Source organism: Kurthia sp. FSL E2-0154 (assembly GCF_038003625.1).
Classification (GTDB): Bacteria; Bacillota; Bacilli; order Bacillales_A; family Planococcaceae; genus Kurthia; species Kurthia gibsonii.
This window is the reverse complement of record NZ_JBBOPO010000001.1, coordinates 2695001-2715654: the sequence shown is the minus strand read 5'-3', so window position 1 is coordinate 2715654 and position 20654 is coordinate 2695001. Positions and strand designations below refer to the sequence as shown.

The 20654-nt window shown below is 36.1% G+C and carries 22 protein-coding genes (1 of these 22 cut by a window edge); 4 read left to right on the top strand and 18 right to left on the bottom strand.

Features of this window, described 5'->3' with window-relative positions; all coding sequences use genetic code 11:
• Positions 1-2 precede the first annotated feature (2 nt).
• The 5 genes from MHB75_RS13575 to MHB75_RS13555 form a co-directional block, all read right to left on the bottom strand.
• Positions 3-1892, bottom strand: a complete 1890-nt coding sequence (locus MHB75_RS13575; RefSeq protein WP_340998266.1) for an ABC transporter permease — start codon at positions 1890-1892, stop codon at positions 3-5.
• Positions 1879-2646: an ABC transporter ATP-binding protein gene (locus MHB75_RS13570; protein WP_340998265.1), complete on the bottom strand. Its 768-nt coding sequence runs from the start codon at positions 2644-2646 to the stop codon at positions 1879-1881. The genes MHB75_RS13575 and MHB75_RS13570 overlap by 14 nt, the downstream gene beginning before the upstream one ends.
• A gap of 123 nt (positions 2647-2769) precedes the next feature.
• Positions 2770-3915, bottom strand: coding sequence for a VanZ family protein (locus MHB75_RS13565; protein ID WP_141274810.1), 1146 nt, complete (start codon positions 3913-3915; stop codon positions 2770-2772).
• A 139-nt stretch (positions 3916-4054) separates the two neighbouring features.
• A complete protein-coding gene (locus tag MHB75_RS13560; protein WP_068456613.1) occupies positions 4055-4345 on the bottom strand; it encodes a DUF6509 family protein in 291 nt (96 codons plus the stop codon).
• A gap of 411 nt (positions 4346-4756) precedes the next feature.
• The gene (locus MHB75_RS13555) at positions 4757-6001 is read right to left on the bottom strand and encodes a hypothetical protein (RefSeq protein WP_141274812.1); all 1245 of its coding nucleotides are present in this window, start codon (positions 5999-6001) and stop codon (positions 4757-4759) included.
• A 102-nt stretch (positions 6002-6103) separates the two neighbouring features.
• Between MHB75_RS13555 and MHB75_RS13550 the strand changes: the two genes are divergently transcribed.
• Positions 6104-7237, top strand: coding sequence for an FAD-dependent oxidoreductase (locus MHB75_RS13550; protein WP_340998260.1), 1134 nt, complete (start codon positions 6104-6106; stop codon positions 7235-7237).
• A 190-nt stretch (positions 7238-7427) separates the two neighbouring features.
• On the opposite strand, the gene MHB75_RS13545 is transcribed toward MHB75_RS13550, so the two are convergent.
• From MHB75_RS13545 to MHB75_RS13500, 10 genes are all read right to left on the bottom strand, one after another.
• Entirely contained in the window at positions 7428-8837 is a 1410-nt protein-coding gene (locus tag MHB75_RS13545) for a C69 family dipeptidase (protein ID WP_340998258.1), read from the bottom strand.
• Positions 8838-8935: 98 nt separating this feature from the next.
• On the bottom strand, positions 8936-9604 hold the full coding sequence (locus MHB75_RS13540; RefSeq protein ID WP_340998256.1) for an ankyrin repeat domain-containing protein: 669 nt from the start codon (positions 9602-9604) through the stop codon (positions 8936-8938).
• Between the two features lie 18 nt (positions 9605-9622).
• On the bottom strand, positions 9623-10240 hold the full coding sequence (locus MHB75_RS13535; protein WP_340998255.1) for an NAD(P)-dependent oxidoreductase: 618 nt from the start codon (positions 10238-10240) through the stop codon (positions 9623-9625).
• Positions 10237-10605 carry a Na+/H+ antiporter subunit G gene (locus tag MHB75_RS13530; protein ID WP_340998253.1) on the bottom strand — a complete coding sequence of 123 codons (369 nt, stop codon included), beginning with the start codon at positions 10603-10605 and terminating at the stop codon, positions 10237-10239. Before MHB75_RS13530 ends, MHB75_RS13535 begins: the two co-directional genes overlap by 4 nt.
• Positions 10583-10867 carry a Na(+)/H(+) antiporter subunit F1 gene (locus MHB75_RS13525; protein WP_325943513.1) on the bottom strand — a complete coding sequence of 95 codons (285 nt, stop codon included), beginning with the start codon at positions 10865-10867 and terminating at the stop codon, positions 10583-10585. Before MHB75_RS13525 ends, MHB75_RS13530 begins: the two co-directional genes overlap by 23 nt.
• The gene (locus MHB75_RS13520) at positions 10864-11349 is read right to left on the bottom strand and encodes a Na+/H+ antiporter subunit E (protein WP_087680985.1); all 486 of its coding nucleotides are present in this window, start codon (positions 11347-11349) and stop codon (positions 10864-10866) included. The genes MHB75_RS13525 and MHB75_RS13520 overlap by 4 nt, the downstream gene beginning before the upstream one ends.
• Position 11350: 1 nt before the next feature.
• The gene (locus tag MHB75_RS13515; RefSeq protein WP_340998247.1) at positions 11351-12838 is read right to left on the bottom strand and encodes a Na+/H+ antiporter subunit D; all 1488 of its coding nucleotides are present in this window, start codon (positions 12836-12838) and stop codon (positions 11351-11353) included.
• Positions 12831-13169, bottom strand: a complete 339-nt coding sequence (locus MHB75_RS13510; RefSeq protein WP_141274817.1) for a Na(+)/H(+) antiporter subunit C — start codon at positions 13167-13169, stop codon at positions 12831-12833. The genes MHB75_RS13515 and MHB75_RS13510 overlap by 8 nt, the downstream gene beginning before the upstream one ends.
• 3 nt (positions 13170-13172) lie before the next feature.
• Positions 13173-13601 (bottom strand): Na(+)/H(+) antiporter subunit B, encoded by a 429-nt coding sequence (locus MHB75_RS13505; RefSeq protein WP_340998245.1) that lies wholly within the window; start codon positions 13599-13601, stop codon positions 13173-13175.
• The gene (locus MHB75_RS13500) at positions 13591-15987 is read right to left on the bottom strand and encodes a Na+/H+ antiporter subunit A (protein ID WP_340998244.1); all 2397 of its coding nucleotides are present in this window, start codon (positions 15985-15987) and stop codon (positions 13591-13593) included. The genes MHB75_RS13505 and MHB75_RS13500 overlap by 11 nt, the downstream gene beginning before the upstream one ends.
• A 292-nt stretch (positions 15988-16279) precedes the next feature.
• Between MHB75_RS13500 and MHB75_RS13495 the strand changes: the two genes are divergently transcribed.
• Positions 16280-16927 (top strand): histidine kinase, encoded by a 648-nt coding sequence (locus MHB75_RS13495; protein WP_141274822.1) that lies wholly within the window; start codon positions 16280-16282, stop codon positions 16925-16927.
• 43 nt (positions 16928-16970) lie between these two features.
• Here MHB75_RS13495 and MHB75_RS13490 read toward each other — a convergent pair whose 3' ends face one another.
• Positions 16971-17921, bottom strand: coding sequence for a carbohydrate kinase family protein (locus MHB75_RS13490; protein ID WP_340998242.1), 951 nt, complete (start codon positions 17919-17921; stop codon positions 16971-16973).
• A 159-nt stretch (positions 17922-18080) separates the two neighbouring features.
• On the opposite strand from MHB75_RS13490, the gene MHB75_RS13485 reads away from it, so the two are divergent.
• Positions 18081-18647: a GNAT family N-acetyltransferase gene (locus MHB75_RS13485; protein ID WP_340998241.1), complete on the top strand. Its 567-nt coding sequence runs from the start codon at positions 18081-18083 to the stop codon at positions 18645-18647.
• A gap of 41 nt (positions 18648-18688) precedes the next feature.
• Here the strand turns inward: MHB75_RS13485 and MHB75_RS13480 are convergent, their stop codons facing one another.
• On the bottom strand, positions 18689-19387 hold the full coding sequence (locus tag MHB75_RS13480; protein ID WP_340998239.1) for a Crp/Fnr family transcriptional regulator: 699 nt from the start codon (positions 19385-19387) through the stop codon (positions 18689-18691).
• A gap of 87 nt (positions 19388-19474) precedes the next feature.
• Here MHB75_RS13480 and MHB75_RS13475 point away from each other — a divergent pair, with 87 nt between their 5' ends.
• Entirely contained in the window at positions 19475-20377 is a 903-nt protein-coding gene (locus MHB75_RS13475; protein ID WP_340998236.1) for a DMT family transporter, read from the top strand.
• Between the two features lie 115 nt (positions 20378-20492).
• Here MHB75_RS13475 and MHB75_RS13470 read toward each other — a convergent pair whose 3' ends face one another.
• Positions 20493-20654, bottom strand: the 3' portion of a protein-coding gene (locus MHB75_RS13470) for an ISL3 family transposase (protein WP_340998649.1). It continues 1062 nt past the right edge of the window; the window shows 162 of its 1224 coding nt (coding positions 1063-1224); the start codon falls outside the window, past its right edge; the stop codon is at positions 20493-20495.

Sequence of the window (20654 nt, the reverse complement as noted above, 5' to 3'; positions counted from 1 at the left end):
ATTCATCCCTCGTTTCGAATTGTTCTTTTCATGATAGTGGTATAGGCTCTCACAGTGAATGCATAATAAACGGCATAAATCGCACTATAAATACCTATCCAAATACATACAGGTACAAAAATATTCATATTAAGCACACTTGAAATCGCTTTTAAAGCAACCGCACTATGAATCATACCTACAAGTAATGGGACACAGAAAATCACACCCACTTGTGCGGCAATCGAATGTTTCATGCTCTTCATACTGATACCCATCTTATGAAGAATCATAAACTGACCTTTATCTGCTTCTGCCTCTGTTAAAATCTTAAAGTAGATAATACTGCCTGTTGCAAGTAAAAATACAAAACCTAAGAAACTACCTACAAATAAGATAATGCCGACACTCTCCATGTTCTGTTTCACATCAATCGGATAGCTAGAAAAACGTGCATCTTCTGGCATTTTATCTTGAATTTTCTTTGCCTCTACTACTGTCAAATTCGGTTCAATTACTGCATGAACTGTCATTTTCTCACTTGTATTTTGCAACTGTTTAAATACGTCTGGTGTCACAATTAATGTCGTATAGGCAATAGAACTGTTTAATACATTTTCTTTTGTAACATCTTTTAAACGTAATGATTGCTTCACTTTCATAGCATCTAATTGTTTCTCTTTATAGTCAGGTGAATAGCGCTCATCGTAACTTGGATCAATGATAACTGCTTCTTTTCCTACCACTTCAATAGTTGGCTTATCTAATAAACGCGCCAATTGATTGTACGTATCTACTGCCATCACTGTATAATTTCTTTTTCCATAAGGACCAAAAGCATCTGATAACTCTTTCGCATCAAATTCTGTATAAAGAATATGAAATGACTCGCTTTTTTGATTGAGTTTTGGTGTGTCTTTTGTTTCAACATACATATACGTGAAGGGATCTGCTTGTTGAACTGTCGATTTTGTATTGTAGTATAGACCGAAAACAGCGCCCCCTGCTGTAATCGTTGTAGCACTTAATACTGCAATAACAGTTAAGGTTTGTGCATTACCTCGAATACGATAGAGTAGCTGCGAAACAGTTAAAAGTCTTAAATTTTGCCAGATGAATCCTTCTGATTTTTTAATCATCTTTAAACAGTACCCAATGAAAGAATGGAAGATTAAATATGTCCCAATAATAACGCAAGCTAAAATAATAAGCGGTGCTGCAGCACTCAGATACTTCCACACTGGTGATGTGATCATATTAGCTAGTGCGATATAATAACCAATACCTACTAAACTAGCTCCAAGTAATGCCAACCAAACATTCGGCTTAGGTACTTTTTCTCCCTGTTTTTCTGCATGAAATAATTCAATCAATTGGAATCGATATACCACACGATAGCCTTGAATAGATGTGATTAAAAATAAGATAAGAAAAACACAAACTGTATTGATAACGGCGTCTATTGATAAGGTAAAATGCGCTATAGCTTGATAATCCATCATTTTTAATAACATCCATAAAAATAATTTAGAAGCTAAAAAACCAAAGAAAATACCGAAAATAAGGGATATGATTCCTAATAATAAATTTTCGAAAAAGAGTAAAAAGCCAATTTGTCTTTTACGCACACCCAGTAGTGCGTATAATCCTACTTCTTTTTTTCTTTTTTTCATGAAAAAAGCATTTGAATAGAATATAAAAATCGTCACAAATACGAGTAGTACGACAGACGAACTTGACATGATGGATGCAATTTTCTTAGAAGCTTCTACTTCTCCTGTAATGGTCTCGTTATACTTCATCGTCACAAACGTAAAGTAAATGGCAATACTAAAAACCATAGAAGCAATATATAAACTATATTGCGATAGATTACGACGAATATTTTTACGTGCGAGACTAAATAATGTCATCCATCTCACCGCCCATACTGCCAACAGATGCTAAAATCTGCTGGAAAAATTGTTTACGCGTCTGTTGTTCACGATGTAACTCATGCGATAATCGACCATCTTTAATAAAGAGAATACGCTGACAAAAACTCGCTGCAAATGCATCATGTGTCACCATCATAATCGTCGAACCTTTCTCTTCGTTCAAACGACTTAAACTTTCAAGTAAATCGATTGCTGATTTCGAATCAAGCGCACCCGTTGGTTCATCTGCCAAAATCAGTGCTGGTTGTGTAATTAATGCACGAGCTGCTGCTGTACGTTGCTTTTGCCCACCTGATATTTGATACGGATACTTCTCAAATAAAGTTTCAATACCAAACAAGCGCGCAATCTCATCCACACGTTTACGAATATCTGCTGCAGGCACTTTTGAAATGGCTAAAGGTAATAAAATATTTTCACGAACTGTTAGAGAATCAAGTAAGTTATAGTCTTGAAAAATAAAGCCTAAATTTTCACGACGAAAATCAGCTAATTGTTTCTCTTTTAACTCATGTAACTTTTGATTATTCATAAATATTTTGCCATTCGTTGGTGTATCAATTGTTGCTAATATATTTAAAAGAGTTGATTTACCCGCACCACTTGGTCCCATAATACCAACCATTTCACCTCGTTGGATTGTAAAATTAATATCACGAAGTGCTGTAAACTGATTTACTCCCTTTCCAAATATCTTTTGTACATCTTGGATTTGTAAGATTGGATTCATGTCTTACACCTCTTTCTTTTTGTTACTTTCACTATACCTTCCCATCCTTACAATAAATGAAGCACAACCTTACGAAATCCTTACAATAAAAAAACAGCTGGTATAAAACCAACTGCTTTCTCCTTATTTTCTTGTCGTAAATAGATTCGCTGCTTCATCAAAGAAGAAACGACGTTTTCCTTTTCCAAAAATCACAAGCATGATATGAATGAAGATTACAATCGTCAAAATGAAGAAGATTATTGTGGAACCAAGTGCTAAAAGCACAGATGCCTCATAGTATGGCGAGTTCATCGTCACATGAATATTATCAAGTGTTCCCGCAATAACTCCTACAAAATAAGCAACATAGATGGCAATAAAACGCTTAATTAAGCGTGAAATCGTCGTCTTTTTCGATAACTTACTTGAATAACGGAAGCGCATAACAGCCGTCCCCAGTGTTCGACCGTTCCAAATGATTGGAATCAATACGAGAAAGACAATCAGTAATATGGTCGTCACGATAAAACTTGTTACTTCATTATGCTTTGTGAACACCATAATCCATTGGCGTGATAAATCTACTAAGAATAAATCAATCAAAATGGCAAGTAATACAGACATCGGCTTCACTTCATCTTTTTTGACTAAATAAGCGGCTCTTTCCTCAATTGTTTTCTTAGATGGGAATACAGCAAGAACAGCTGGCGCGATAAAGTAACCAATCACACCACCAAATGTATTCATCATTAAATCATCCACATCGAATAAACGATACGCACAATTATAAATACCATAAATACCTGTTAATTGCGTGATTTCAAAGAATAATGTTGTACAAAATAATACGATTGTTGCTTTCCACCAGTATGCTTTTTCAACTAAGTAATAGCGTAAATACACACCTAAAGGTAACAACAATAAGAAATTGAAGAAGGTTTGATAAAATGCCGGCTGTTTAAATAATAAGACATACGTTGCTGGATTTTTAATATCTAACCAATTCCCTTTTAGTGTATCCTCTATAAATTTAAAAGGAATTAATGAATAGTGCTGTGTATTAGGTGCTTGCATCGCACATGTATCGCGTGTTGCTGGTAGTGGTAAAATCACTAAAAAAAATGCGGCTAAACTATAAAATATAAATGAGAACGAAATAACTAGAACAGATAGTGGTAAATATCCATATTTTCGATACGTATAGATTAACCACGGAATCCAGATTGCTACTGCTACAATCCCAAAAACAATCACTGCTGTTAAGATGGGCATAGAATATGCCATCATTTGACATCCCTCCCCTTTCTTTCAAACGCTTTCTTCTTCTCTGAAGTTGCTTTCCCTTTTTTATTTAGAAAAAATCAAATCTCTTCGAATAAAAATGAGAAACAGCCACATTCTACTGTTTCTCATATAATCTAATTTATTATTCTCCCGCTAGAATATGCTCTTTACAAAATGCTAGAATTTCTTCTTCTTCATCTTCTTCAAGCGCAAACTCTAAGTAGCTTTGATCACGTTTAGCAATTAAAAAATACGTCACAATCGCATATGCATCCTCTTTTTTAGAAACGATGACGCGCGCATCAATTCCGCCTTCTTGGAATAATTCATCTTCTTCATCAATATCTAATTCTAATAGAAATTCGTAACGTTCACCTTCAATAATATTGGTTGGGTCTAAAATTTCTTCCATCATATAAGATAAAATATTCAATCTAGTTCGCTCCTTCAATGTTTCATCTATGTTAATGATAGCGTAATTTTTCAATTAGTAAAGTCACGCGCTAAAGAAAAGTAGGAATCGCTCAATGAAACGATTCCTACTAATGCTCAGTTAATAAATAGCCAAGCATTTTTTAGGTATGACTCTAACAAACAATATATAGAGTTTGAAAACACCAATTGGCTGAACAAGACCAATATTATGGGAGGGTGCTCTCAATATATTCGAACGATCACCGCACACAGCATTGGAGTTACATAAGCAGTGATTTCCCCATTAACAAATGCATTACTTTTTGACGTCTCTCCAAGTAATAAACTAATTTTTACATTTATTAACAGCCATTTATACAATTACCCACATTATAATGTTTTAAACCTCTTTCGACATTATATTTACATATTATTTTAAATAATACCAATTAAAATCCATATTCATTTTATCCAAAAAATAATGCCAGTCATTTAAACGTAATTTATAAGTGAATGCGGCTGATTGTCGGTAGTTTACTTGTTCTGAACCTGCGTAAAAATGATCCCATTCATTATTTTTTTGATAACGTTCTAATTTACTTCCTTGTTGAACTTTCTTTTTAAATTCTTCAAAAGCATATGGAATCACTTCTTCAAAAATAGCTGAAATGCCTTTATGATCGAGCGTTTCACACATCGTACGCGTCCAATAGCGCACAACTTCTTCATCTAACGGTGCATACCGTGCATGTTCACGATTATATAGATGCTCTTGTGCTTCTTTATGTCGTTGATTTAAATCTTCTATTTTGTACGCATAAAAAGAATCGAAAATTGTTGCGAGCTTTTCTTTAAAATGAAGCGATAAATCTTCTTTTGTCAATGCCACTTGAAATTTAATCGCAAATAAACCGAGTTCTATTCCTAACTGTTCTTCACTAACAGCTGTTGATTTTTGTGGAATGAGCCATTTTTGAGCAGATTGATAAATCGTCGCTGCTACCCGCAAATCTGCTTCACTGTATAAATCAGTTGGCATGATTGTACACTGTGTATAAAGCTTAGACACCATTAACCGAAGAACATCCCCCATAAAATAGGAATCGCGTAATAACCATTCTTCATTTGTACCTTGAATTTCTGCGTAATCTGGTTCCATTTGAATAAACTCATTATATTGATGTACTTTACGTAAAAATAATTCTGCAATCGATTTTTGCATGACTTGTGATTCATCTGGTATATCGTTACGTTCAAAAAATTTACCAACTGAGCGCGTATAAACCGCTGCCATACGCTCAAAACAACGTCTAAAAATCGTTTCTAGTTCTTCAATTTGCTGTGTGCGTTCTTCACCTACATAATCACGCTTCACACGTTCATGATACACAACATATTCAGAAGCTAGAAAATCAATATATTCTGAAATTTCATCCAAATTTGATAAAGATAATCCTTCTTTTGCACTCACATTGTATTCAACCATCTTCCAAAAGATTTCTTTTGGTAAGCCATTTTGTTGGAGCTGTTCAATCGAACCTTGACTCGTAGACATTCTTTTTTCAGGTGAGAAATACTGTGGTAATCGATTCTTTGCATCTTGTATGTAGTGCGCTTTCATCTGTTCAATCTTTTCACTTTTTATCTGACAAACTTGTGCATGTTGATCTTCCATATCATTGTCCTTCCTCCCATAAAGAAACTAAAGCATCGTACAAGCAAGTTTCTATTTTTCCCTTTATACTAACTATATTACTTTAAAAAGGTGGCTTTTTCTATGAATCTCATCGTTATTGGTGGAGGAATTGGTGGTTTATGTACTGCCTACGCACTTCAACAACAAGGCTTAGATGTTCACGTATATGATGCAGCTTCATCTTTTAAACCGATTGGTGCTGGAATTGGGATTGGTTCAAATGCGATGCAAGCTCTTGTTAAATTAGGTATTGGTGAAGCCATTCAACAAAATGGAACGATTTTAAAAACACAATTATTTTTAAATAAAAAAGGAACCATTTTAAATTCCATCGACTTTAGTTCATTCCAAAAACGTTTTGGACAATCGAATATCACAATTCAACGTGCCGACTTACATCAAGCACTCTATAATCAATTGCTTCCACATACACTTCATCTGCACAAGCGCTGCATCCAAGTAGAGCAGCTAGAAGATGGTTGTAACGTTCATTTTGAAGATGGAACAACCGCTACATGTGATTATGTCATTGCAGCAGATGGACTTCATTCGTCCATTCGTCAACAATATGTACCAAATAGTAAACCACGCTATGCTGGTTACATGTGCTGGCGTGGTGTCGCAAAAGCAGATGAGCTTGTACAACCACATACATCTGTGGAGATATGGGATCGAATCGGACGATTTGGCTATGCACCAATTAAAGATGGACAGGTGTATTGGTTTGCGTGCGTCAATGCACGTGAACAAGATCCTTTTTTACACCATCTCGAAAAAGAACAGATTGCTTATTTATTCAAAGACTTTCCACAGCGTGTAGCTGAACTCATTCGTCAAACGGACCAAGAGCTCATTTTAACGCATGATCTATATGATTTAAAACCGCTTCAGACCTATCATTTTAATCGCTGTATTTTGCTTGGAGATGCTGCACATGCGACTACGCCAAATATGGGACAAGGCGCTGGACAGGCGATTGAAGATGCACTCGTATTCTCACAAGCACTACATGACTTTAAGGACTTTCAACAAGCCGCGACGTACTACAATCAAAAACGACACGCTAAAACAAAAAAAGTAACAACTTTATCTCGTAAGATTGGCTGGGCAGCTCAATGGGGGAATCCATTACTTACGAAAAGTCGTGATGCTGTATTCCCATTCATCCCTTCAGCCTTATTATTAAAAAGACTCGATTTTTTATTCAAAGATTAAATCATAAATTATTTTAAGTAATGGGGCAAGATTTGTAACAGGACGTTGCGGTCTTTTCTTGCCTACCTCTATTCGTTTTTCGAAGCGGGAATGGGTGCAAATGAATAATCCCGTATGATGTCTAAACCATACGGGATTTGCTCTGTTGAAAATACGCTTGTCTTAGTCTCTTTTCTATTTTATGATCGTGTTAATCAGATAAACTATAGCTCAATTTCATCTTCTTCGTTCCTGCTAGCACCATATTACCAAGTAATTTATTCGTCTCATCAAAAGCGATTTTTGCATAGCGCTCATTCACTGCTTCTAAATAGCTGTGTAAATCATCTTGTAATTCCACTTCTTCATCTGCATTTTGTTGTAAATTACGACAAGCAGCAACGACCTTTTGTTCATATGCACTGTGCATGTCATGGTACAATCCGAAATTCGTATCACCAAGTAACGCGATTGTATGACTTAACCAGTGCATCTTTGTAATATCAAAATCTTCCTCTGTATCACGATAACAGGAAGGTGTACCCGTCACATTCGCATAGAACGGCACCATCGCATTGAATGTATTTGGACCAAATGCAAGCCAATGAATTCCTGCGATATGCGCTGGTACATCATTGCGAATTTGAAGAATATGGCTCTCTTGATTACGATTCAAACCAATTGTACGGAACAATTCGCGGTCTTTCGTTTCGCCTTCACCATACGGATCATACGGTGTATTTTCAAAATGCGAACTTAGTGCCCACTTCACATCTTCTACTGAAATTTTACGATTTGCATAACAGATAAACGGTAAATTTTGTTCCGTTGGTTCATATTCTAGTTCAGGATTAAAATATTTTTGAATATACCAAGCGCGCGGATTATTGTAGCGCGTATCTTTTACCGTCGCACTTCCAAAAATATGACGTAAATTCGTTCCTTCAAAATCAGGATTCAAATGATGTTTTTCAATGAATTCCTTCAATCCTGTTGAACAAAGTGTATCATCTGACGCAAAGTCAAAATGCGTAATATTAAAACGGTTTGGAGCGATAACATAGGCATCATCTGGAATACGAATAGCCGCCCAGTGATGTCCCCCAATTGTCTCCATATACCAAATCTCATCTGCATCTGAAAAAGCAATTCCATTCGATTCATATGTGCCATATTCTTCTAAAATAGCACCTAAACGTTCGACACCTTCTCTTGCAGAATAAATATAAGGCAATACGATTGTCAGCATATCTTCTTCACCAATTCCATCTTCTACGAGTGGATCGGCTCCTAATACACGTGAATTCGTTGTAATGGTTTCGGTTGCTGTCATCGCAACATTCTCGCTATTAATACCTGACTCTCCCCAAATACCGAACCCTTCCATCGCATCAGGTGTTGCAGTATAACGTAATGGGTTTTCTGGTAATTGCATTTCAAACGCACTTTGAACCGATGTATAGTACGTCGGTTGGTCCTCTGGATTCATGACAATAAATCGTTGTGGATTTTTATTAGCTGTCCCACTATCCTCATTACGTGCAATCATTGTAGAACCATCCATACTCGCTTTTTTCCCAACTAGCATCGTTGTGCATGAACCGAATTTTCTTTTTTTCATCGTATCACCCTTCTTTTTCATCTTCGTCTAAAATTATAGCATGATGCAAAAAACACCCTATACAAAAGGTATCCCCTTTCCCCTTGTATAGGATGTTTTTATGCCTCTAACAGTTTTAAAATTTTCGTGTAACCTAATTTTTCAGCATGTTCAATCGGGGTTACACCATCACGATCTGCGATATCCGGACTTGCACCGTAACGTAAAAGCAATTGTACCGTTTTGACATATTTATCTGTGCCATCCCCTAAAATAATCGCTTCTAAAAGAGCTGTCCAACCAAGATTATTCACATGGTTCACATCACTCGATGTATTTTTTAATAACCATTCCAATGTTTCCAAGTGTGCTCTCTCACTCGCAAGAATAATCCCAATACCACCATCACGATTCACGACTTTCACATCGCCTTTTGAACCCATCAGCTTTAAAATTTCTAAATAGCCTTCTGCCGCGGCGTAAAGAAAAGGTGAATTTAAACGATTGTCTCGTTTGTTCACATCTGCCCCCTGTTCAATTAAAAAAGCAGTTGTTTTTTCATCTCGATTGTATGTGGCAATCATGAGCGCTGTACGCCCACGTTCATTCACTTGATTAATTGGGAACTCTAATTTCAATAAGTGCTTTAATGCATAGATGTCACTTTCTTGTACTGCACGAAACCAACGTTCTTTTTCTGTTTCTGGCTGCGGTTCTTTTGCACTTGCACTCATAAAAGCACCACTAATTGACTGTTTAATAAATGATACAAATCCTTGCTTACCCATTTGCATCACGCCCCCTTACTAATAAGCAATTCCTACTCGTTTATATGTGAATAAATGTTCACGTAAAGCTTCAAAAGCTAAGTCTGCTGTGTCATAAATAGAAATTCGGCGTCCATCGAGCGGCAAATAATCTTTTTCATATCGATATACGCCTACACGCGGTTCACTCACTAATGCAGTCGGACAAATAATCGTCCAATCAAGCCCACTTTCTGCCAAAGCACGATACACTTTCTCATGTTCACCTGCAGCGAACTTAACTCGCTGGCGTGATTCACTTGATAAATAGCGTAGCTTCCCTGGTTCCACTCGACTTTCTACAATACCAGCCGTCCCTATAGTGACGATACGATCAATCATTTTGTTCTCCATTACCTCAATAATATGTGCAATTGATTGTGAAAGCGTTGTTGTACCATCTGTATTTAAGCCCGAGAATACCGCGTCACACCCATCAATTGTTTGATTTACATCCTCTATATTTGTTACATCCCCACGTATAATTGTTAAATTCTCATGAGGTGTTACATCTCGCCCTTTACGAATGAGTGCTTGTACTTCATATCCTTCATCTAAGGCATGTTGCATAAAAATAGAACCTACTCGCCCTGTCGCACCGAATATAGCTATTTTCATTTTTTCTCCTCCTGCTGTTTTGGTATGAGTTCTTTTAAAGCATCTTCACCTGACTGTTCTGCAAGCGGTACACCTGATCGATAAGCAGCACGACAAATGAGATGTCCTGCTACAGGTGCTGTTAAAAAGACAAAGACAATTCCAAGTAATAAACGAACGCTCACTTCACCTTCATGTGCAAAAAAGTAAAGGAAGGCTCCTACCAGAGCTAACATAACGGCAAGTGTTGAACTCTTTGTTGCCGCATGTGAACGTGTATAAACATCAGGCATTCGAAGTAAACCAAAAGCACTCACCAAGCTCATCATACTAGCAAATAAAAGGACGAAAGCAGCAATCCATTCACCGATCTGATTTATGTTCAATGATGACTCCCCTCTCTAAAAACTTACTAAAAGCAATCGTACCAATGAAAGAAAGAATTCCTAAGATTAAGATTACTTCTAAATAAGCTTTTGTTTCAAATACAATGGAGACGATAGCTATCATTGATAGCAGATTAACCCCAATTGTATCTAAGGCAACAATGCGATCTGGCATCGAAGGTCCTTTTACTACACGATAAAACGAAATAACGATGGTTAGCGCAAAAAAGACGAGCGCCACTTTCAAAATGAGTGTAATCACGTACGTGTCACCTCCATAATTGCCTGTTCAAATCGACTCATAGAACGAAGTACATCTACTTTTGATTGTTCTATATCCATCGCATGAATATAAAAAGTATGTCCATCTTCTGTAATTTCCATGACGACAGAGCCAGGTGTTAGTGTTAATAACAAAGCAAGTGCTGTAATCTCTAAATCGCTTTGAAGTGCTGTTTCATAAGTGAAAATCCCCGGTGTAATATTCATTTTAGGACTGCAAATTTGCTTTAAAACAACCGCACTTGAAACAATCAGTTCTTTTAAAAATAAGAATAATAATTTTATAATAGACCAGACTTTTTTTATGTAAAAAGGCTGTCCAAAAAATCGATGCATTAAATACATTACGAGTATTCCAATCAAATACCCTGTAAAAAATGTCGTCAAATTCACGCGATCCTCATCTTTTAAAAGCATCCATAGGACCGCTATCACCATGTTTAAAAATAATTGAAATAACACGTTAGCCCCCCTCTGGATATAAGACGGCTTGAATATAAACCGATGGATTTGTTAATACATGTGCAGCATCTTTCACAAATGGTGCTGCTACTTCTGCACCTACCCCTAAACCAATGGTGCAAATCATAAGCAAAATCATCGCCAACATCATACTAAATGGAATACGCTTTTTCATTTGATGACTTGCCATAGACTCACCAAAAATTGATTTTAAAAAGACGCGTAGTAGTGAATACAACACCACAATACTTGATAAAAAACCGAGTAATAAAGTAACGTACATACCTTCGTCAACTAATCCAATACCCAGTAGCATCTTACCGATAAAACCACTAAATGGAGGAATTCCAGCAAGTGATAACATCATCAGGAAAAAAAGCCAACCAAAGAGTGGAAAGTGATGAATCAATCCTTTAATTTCATCAAAACGAATACGTCCTGTTATATAAATCATCGTACCAATCATTAAAAATAAGAGAGCTTTCACAATAAAATCATGCATAAAATAATAAATTGCGCCCTCAAGTGCCTCTGTTTGATTCGCATACAAACCGAGTAAGACAAAGCCTACACCGATGACCACGTTATAGCCAACAATTTGACGTAAATCGCGGTAACCTATCGCACCAAAGCTTCCAAGTATAATGGTTGCACAAGCTAATATACCGATTAATGTATGCGTGATATTTTCTTGAACAGTAAAAATTAATGTGAATGTGCGGAATAATGCGTAGATGCCTACCTTCGTTAATAAGGCACCGAACAATGCTGCAATGGCTGTTTCAGGAACACGATACGATCCTGGTAACCAATAAAATAGGAAGAGTCCTGCTTTTAATGCAAATACAATTAAGAAAATAAGTGCAACCGTTGTTAAAACAGGTCCTTGATGGATTTGATGTACACGCTCAGCTAGATGTGCCATATTCAATGTACCAAGCGTACCGTAGATCATCGCAAGTCCTACTAAAAAGAGCCATGAAGCAAAAATATTAATGATGACATACTTTAAGGACTCTCTTAAACGCTCTTTCCCACCACCAAGTGTAATCAATACATATGAAGCTAATAACATTACTTCAAAACAGACAAATAAGTTAAATAAATCTCCTGTTAAAAATGAACCATTCACTCCGGCAATCATGAACAGCATTAATGGATAGGCAAAGTTTTTCGCATAATCCTCTGTTAAAGTTGAAAAAGCATATAGAAAGCAACATAATGCCACAATACTTGCGGTTAAAACGAGCAACATCGCAAATGAATCCGCCACGAATGTGATACCAAAGGGTGCTTCCCAACCACCAAAGTATAATGTTTGAATACCTTGTTCTTTTACCGTCACGAGAAGAAAAATATTCGTAACAATGAGCAACAGCATCGCAAGTAAGACACCAATTTTTTGTAATTTAATATACGTACGGAAAAAAATTAAAATGACTGCTACACATAACGGAATAAGCATGGGCATGACAACTAAATTATTCATATTCATCGCCCCTTAACTTTTCTACATTATCCGTCTTATTCGTCGCATAAACACGGTAAGCTAGTACTAATAAGAATGCAGTTACAGCAAAGCTAATCACAATTGCGGTTAGAATTAATGCTTGGGGTAGCGCATCTGTATAAGGCCCTGGTGTTTCTTTTAATAAAGGGACATCACCCTTCTTCACTTCCCCAATTGTTAAAATTAATAAATGAACAGCATGTGATAATAAAGCAGTTCCTAAAATAATACGAATTAGATTTTTTGAAAGGAGAAGATAGGTAGCTACTACTACAAAAATACCGATTAAACAAACCATGAGTGTCTCCATAAATTAATCATCTCTCCCCTCACTAATACTTAAAATAATTGTCATTACAACACCTACGACTGTTAGTGCAACACCGAGTTCAAACAACATGACTGTCGCAATTTCCTTTTCTCCAATTAAAGGGAAGTGTACAGACGTAGAGCTCATATCTAAAAATGGTTTACCGAATAAGGTTGGGACAACTCCTGTTGTTATAGCTAATACCACACCAATTGCTGCAACGACTTTAAAATCAATCGGCAACCCATTTTTAACTTTTTCAGTATCATACGTGATATACAGTAGTATGGCAGCAGAAGCTAACACTAAACCTGCTACAAAGCCGCCGCCTGGTGTATAGTGACCTGCAAAGAATAGATAGATAGCAATCGTTAAAATAATAAAGACAACAAATTGTACAACCGTTTTTAAAATAACATCATTAATCTTCATATTTCTTCTGCCCCTTTCTTGCTCTAAACTTAATAAGTGTATACACACCTAAGCCTGCAACGAGAAGCACGACAACCTCTAACATCGTATCAAATGCTCGGAAATCACCTAAAATTGTATTAACAATATTTGCACCACCAGCTAATTCATAGGCATTTTCAAAAAATCCTGAAATGGTTTTGAACTCACTATAATTCAATACAGTAAATGAGATGACCATAACAAGCGCACCAGCTGTAAGAGAAATCAGCAAATTCATCGACTTTGTTGCTTTTGACTTTTGTTCCTTCGACCATTCAGGTAAATAAGCAAAACTTAATAAAAACAATACCGTTGTCACTGATTCAACAACAAGTTGTGTAAGTGCCAAATCAGGTGCTCTAAAGACAACAAATAACATCGCGACACCTAAACCAAGGACACCATTTGACACAACTGCTGTCAGTCTTGATTTCGCGAAGAGCAAGAAGATGGCGGCTCCTGCCATAACAAACATCAATAAAATCTCAAACCATTCCACAGGTGCTTGGTCTTCTAAATCAATTGCGAAAATGTGACTTTGAATAAAGTAACCACCCACAATGAAAATAAAAAATACGTAAATATACATTAAATAATGACGAACTGACCCCGTCATATATAAATCTGTTACGAATTTTCCGACAATCTCTGCTTCTTCAAGCAACTGATTATATAAATAATTAAGCGTCCATTTTTCAGGAAGACGATTATAAATGCGATTCCATTTTGGCCATGACAAATACAGGATAATCCCGAATACGATAACACCTATCGTCATAAAGAGCGCTGTATTGAATCCATGCCATGCAGCAATTGTAGGCGTCATCTGCTCAAATGGCTGTACTGTTGGGTAAACACTTTGCATCGCACTACCAATTACGAATTTCCCAAGGATATTTGGGAAGAAGAAAATAAAGATAATCGATACGGCTAAAATAACAGGTGACATCAGCATGCCAATCGGCGCTTCATGAATTTTACGATCTGTCGGTAGCTTGTCTGCTGAACCGAAGAATGTTTTAAAGACTAAAATAAAGCAATAAACGAATGTGAAAACACTTGCAACCCAAGCGATTACAGGGAATAAAACAATCCAACTATGCACATTCATCTCTTGAATAGCAAGTGTCGCTTCAAAAAACATCTCTTTACTGAGGAAACCATTAAATAATGGTAAACCTGCCATTGAGAACCCACCAATTAAAGCAATTGAAAACGTAATGGGCATAATCGTTATGAGACCACCTAATCGTCGTAAATCACGTGTTCCGACCTCATGATCTAAAATACCAACCATCATAAATAAAGCACCCTTAAATGTGGAATGATTGACTAGATGAAAGAGTGCAGCAAACGTTGCTTGTGTATAAATAACGTCCGTTATTTCTCCTGTTGTGGCATATACAACGGAACCCATTCCAAGCAAACTCATAATTAACCCCAGTTGGCTAACCGTTGAAAAAGCGAGAAGTGCTTTTAAATCGTTCTGTTTAATTGCATTAAAAGAACCCCAGAATAATGTAATAAGTCCAACAATACTCACAATCCAAAACCATGAAAGATTGTATGCAAAAATTGGCGTAAAGCGCGCCACAATATAAATACCGGCTTTCACCATCGTAGCTGAATGTAGATAAGCACTGACAGGCGTAGGTGCTTCCATCGCATCAGGTAACCAAATGTGGAATGGAAACTGAGCAGATTTTGTAAATGCGCCAAGTAATACAAAAAGCATAGCTAAGTATAGTGATCTATTTAAATTTTCGATTGAAATCGTAGAGATGATTGTGCGGATACTATAGCTGTCCATTTCATGTGCGAGAATTAAAAAACCCATCAGCATGATGATGCCGCCTGTGACTGTAATCAACATAGATTTTTGTGCGCCACGACGTGAAGCTTTTCGATGATGCCAAAAAGCGATTAGTAAGAATGAGGCAATGCTTGTAAGCTCCCAAAAGAAGTACAACATAATAAGATGATCTGAAAAGACAACGCCTAACATGGCGGTCATAAATAATAGTAAGTAGCAATAAAACTTGTGTAATGCTTCTTTTTTTGAAAGATAAAATATGGAGTATAAAATAACGAGTGCACCAATCCCTGTGATGAGTAATGCAAAAAGCATACTCAAACCGTCTAAATATGTAGTAAACGTCAAATTGTAAGACGGAATCCATCGCCATGAATGAGAGATTGTATCGCCTGATGCGATTTGTGGAAGAAAGCGTAGTAACGCAATAAAAAGTATAAAAGGTACTACTAAAGCAACCCAACCTAAATGAAACTTACGAATTCTTGTGTGGAAAATAGGAATGAGGATTGCCATGAAGAAGGGTAATAAAATAGCCCATTTTGTAATCAAATAAAAATCCCTCCATCGCTAATGTATACTGTTTTTTTTGAATTACTTGATTATTGGTTGCAGATTCACCATAATAAGGAGTTGAATCAGCAAATAAAAAAACGTTTCGTCTTTTTGGAATTAACTGTATAATGTGTTATAAATGAAATAGTAAGGAAAAATTCTATTTTAAACACATTTATATGTAAATTATACATGAAGTAAGCATTTCTTTCATGTATGAAGCGTTATCTACTACTAAAAATTTATGACTTAAAAGGACAGGTGATTTTATTTGAAATTCCATGGACGTATGGACGAAAGCATACTAGTATGTGTATATTACGGACCAAATGGCGAACGTTTAATTCGTCGTGGACATAAAATTGCTACAATGCTTGATTGCCCTTTATATGTACTGAACATTAGTCGTCAATCTCGCGAAGAATTTGACTCCTCACAAGAAGCTGACCTTTTACATTGGCAAAATCTAGCTGTAGAATTTGAGATTGATGATTTAATTTTAAAAACAAATGAAGATCGCCCTATTCAACAAGTTATTGCAGAAGTTTGTAATGATCTCAATATTACCCAAGTAATTATCGGACAAACTGCGCAAAGTCGCTGGGAAGAAATTACGAAAGGCTCATTTATTAATCAATTGCTAAAAGCATTACCTTTCGTTGACATCCATGTTATATCTGTTGATCGACAAATTCACGTAGAAGATCACCTTTATGAGAAAGCGATTCGGGCTTATCTAGTAGACGATGAAGGTGTCTATCGTATTTATTTCGATTTACCTGATAAGTTCATCTGTGAAGGGCTTTTTTATAAAGAGCTAAGTACAGATTTTGATAACGGTCGCTTTAAATTTATGTACAAAGGTAAAACGTATGAAATTGAAGTAGATGATGGTTATATACATGATGAACGTATTATTAAAGAATTAAATATATAAGTAATAAAGGAGGAAGCCCATATTGAGCTCCCTCCTCCATTATTTATGGCTTAATTAATCGATCAATTTCATTTAAGTGCGGAATTGCAGTAATTGCACCTGCTCTTGTAGCAGTTAAAGCACCTAATTGATTTGAAAAGAAAACATAATCATATGCTTCTTTTTCCGTTTTCGGTAAACCATATAAGTGAATCGAACGTAAAATACCTGACATGAAGGCATCACCTGCACCAGTCGTATCCACACAATTTATCTCAATTGAAGGTACATGTTGTACATTTCCGTTGAATACAACATATGTTCCTTTTTCGCCAACTGTAATCATTAACATTTTTAAATCATATTTTGCTAATGCTTTAATTCCGTCTTCAATCGTTTTAGTTTGTGTAATGAAAAATAGTTCTTCATCCGCTAATTTCATTACATTTACATACGGTAAAAACTCACTAATCGTTTGTAAACACTTTTCAGGACTTTCCCAACGTAATGGACGAATATTCGCATCCATCGCAATTAAACAATTTTTCTCGATTGCTTTTTTTACTGCTACACGTGTCGTTTCAAGCGCTGTCTCTTGAAACATCGTATTTGAGCAAAAACTAAAAACTGAAGCACGTTCAAAAGCACGGTCATCTAAATGAGTTGAATCGACTTGAATGTCTGGTGTCTCATCTGAATAATTCGTAAAAATGCGATCATAATCTTCTGTCAGATGTACTTCTACACCTGTTACACGCTTTTCTGGAATAATTTGCGCATACTCTGTGTTAACCCCTTCATTTTTTAACTCATTGCGTACAAATTGAGAAGTTTCATCGTCTCCTGTTACTGTAATAATTGCAGAAGGTGCACCAATTCGACTAACTCCAGCTGCGACATTAATTGTTGTACCCCCCAAATATTTTGTAAACGTTGTATTCGTTATATCATTTGCAATATAGTCTACAAAAGCATCCCCATAAATCAAGACGAAATCTCTAGTTGGTTGTAACATGTATTAAGCTCCTTCATAAAATATCTTCCTTCTATCGTACCATGAAGTCTGACAACACAAAAGTATCTTTTGAGACTTATTTATTTCGAAATACCCTTATTTTATACTTTATGAAACAAATCTGTTATAATGGCGAGTGTACAAAGGAGTTTGATAACAATGGAGATCCAAGTTAGACAAGCCCAGATAAAAGATGGTTCAAAGGTTGCGCCACTTATTGTAGATGCTATTGGCGAGATTGCTAATCGTATCACAGGAGAGGAGACACCTGAAGCAGTCATTGAAGGGCTGATTGAACTGTTTGAGCGTGAGGATAACCGAAACTCTTACCTCAACACATACGTTGCCGAGTGTAATGGTGAAGTGGCAGGTGTGATGGTCGTTTATGGTGGTGATCAAGCCGTATCACTCGATGCGCAACTTGAAAAGTGGTTAGCTGCTAAAAATGCATCTGTTCAGACAATCGAAGTAGAAGCAAACCCAGATGAATTTTATATTGATACTGTTTGTGTCGATCCTCAGTTTAGAGGTCAAGGAATTGGCACAATCTTATTAAAATATGCGGAAACGTTATGTAAAGAACAGGGTTACCCAAAATTATCATTAAGTGTCGAGTTACAGAAAAAACGTGCACGTCACTTATATGAAAAAATAGGTTATGTGTATTCAGGACCTTGGATGATTATTGGTGAAGAGTTCGACCATATGGTAAAAGTAGTTCAATAATTTTAAAAGAGGAGACACTGATATGTGTTTCCTCTTTTTATTTATTCAAATCGAATACCTTGTGATAAATCACTTAATCGACGCTCATCTAAAATAATAAGATGTCGTTTTTCACGTTTAATAACACCTTCTTCAACCAATTTTTTAACAACTCGATTCAAATGTCGGTGTGAAGTACCTAATAAATCTGCAATCTCTGCAATCCGCATGGTCTGTAGTTCCTGTCCGAAGTTATTATCCGGATCTGAGCTAACAGTCGATAATAGAAAGCTTGCAAAACGACTTTCTACAGACTCTAATAAATTCACACGTGTCGCAACTGTATTCGTTTGTAACTTATAACTAATATGCTGTAATAACTGTTGTAAAAATAAAGGGTTTTGCATTTCATACTGTTTTATATAGTCAAAAGGCAATGTCATAATAATACTGTCAATAACAGCTGTGACTTGTGACTGTACTGGAACCTGACGAATTAATTCTAAGTCACCTAAAACGGTCAAAGGATGGTTAAAACGAAGTAAAAGAAACTTCCCCGTATGTAAACTAGAAGTAACCTTTACGCGTCCTGCTACAAGATAATACAAAGAGGTTAATTCCTCTCCTTCACTCATTAAACTTTCCCCTTCTGCTACTTCAAATATTTTAAATGGTATACTCTCGATGTTCGTAAATATTTGTTCAAATCGATGTAATCGAATATATTGTTCTAAAATTTGAGGGTCTTCAATTAATTTCATACAAAACCTCTTTTTCTGGACATATGTCCTATATTATTATTTTTTCTCTTGATACACTATTAAAAGAATTAAATAGGAGTTGGCATGATGAATAAGAAGTTATTATTCCCCTTACTAATTGTAATTGCTTCTAGCAGTTATGGTATTTTATCTACAATTATTAAGGTCGCGATGGCACATGGATTCACAACAGCAGAAGCTGTACAGAGTCAATATGCGATCGGTTTTTTATTAGCGTTTATTCTCTTTATTATAACGCAACGTTCTCTCCCTAAGCTATCCGCAAAGGGATTGCTCATTATATGCTGTGCAGGTCTTTTCACAGGGGTTACAGGGATTGTATATGGTAAATCCATTCATTATCTACCTGCTTCCCTTGCTGTAGTTATGTTATTCCAATTTACATGGATTGGCTTATTTTTAGATTGTCTAATTCATAAGCGTTTACCAAAGCGCATTGAATTATTTAGTCTAGTCTTTTTAATTGGAGGCACAATATTAGCAGCTGGTGTTTTAGATGTTGATTTATCTGGACTTAGTTGGAAAGGTTGGCTATTTGGTTTTGCAGCTGCATTTAGCTTTGCTTGCTTTATGCAATTCAATTCCAAACATGTAGAAGGTGTTACAACCATTTCACGTATGACGATTATGTCTTTAATTGCGTTGATTGTCGTATCATTTTTCCAAGCACCGGAAGTTATGTGGAGTGGCACATTATTCACATCGAGCTTATTATATTTTGGATTAGCACTTGGATTTTTCGGGATTATCTTACCGATTATTCTATTTACAATTGCTGTACCAAAAGTCGGTGGTGGGACTGCATCTATACTAAGTGCAACCGAACTACCTGTAGCGATTATGGCTTCTGTTATTGTTTTAAATGAGAACTTATCTGCTTTACAAATTGTCGGGATTATTCTTGTATTAGTTGGGATGACGTTACCGACTCTTCTAGAAAATAGAAAGCATAAACTAAATACAAACTAAACAAAGACTCTGGCATATAAAATGTCGGAGTCTTTGTGGCTCTTTGTCAAATGACGTTGGTGAGAATATCTAATGGAATAAAAGAGTCGATTTTTTCGAGCGAGTTGTGTTTCATTTATGAAACGCAGCTCGCTCTTTTCAATTTGAAATGAATGAAGATCCGCTGACGGTAGTTCGTGAAATTACGATACCCATAGGCAACACGATTTAAGACTTTGATTTTATTGTGGATGCCTTCAATTCTTCCGTTATTGAATGGATACATAAAACTATTTTC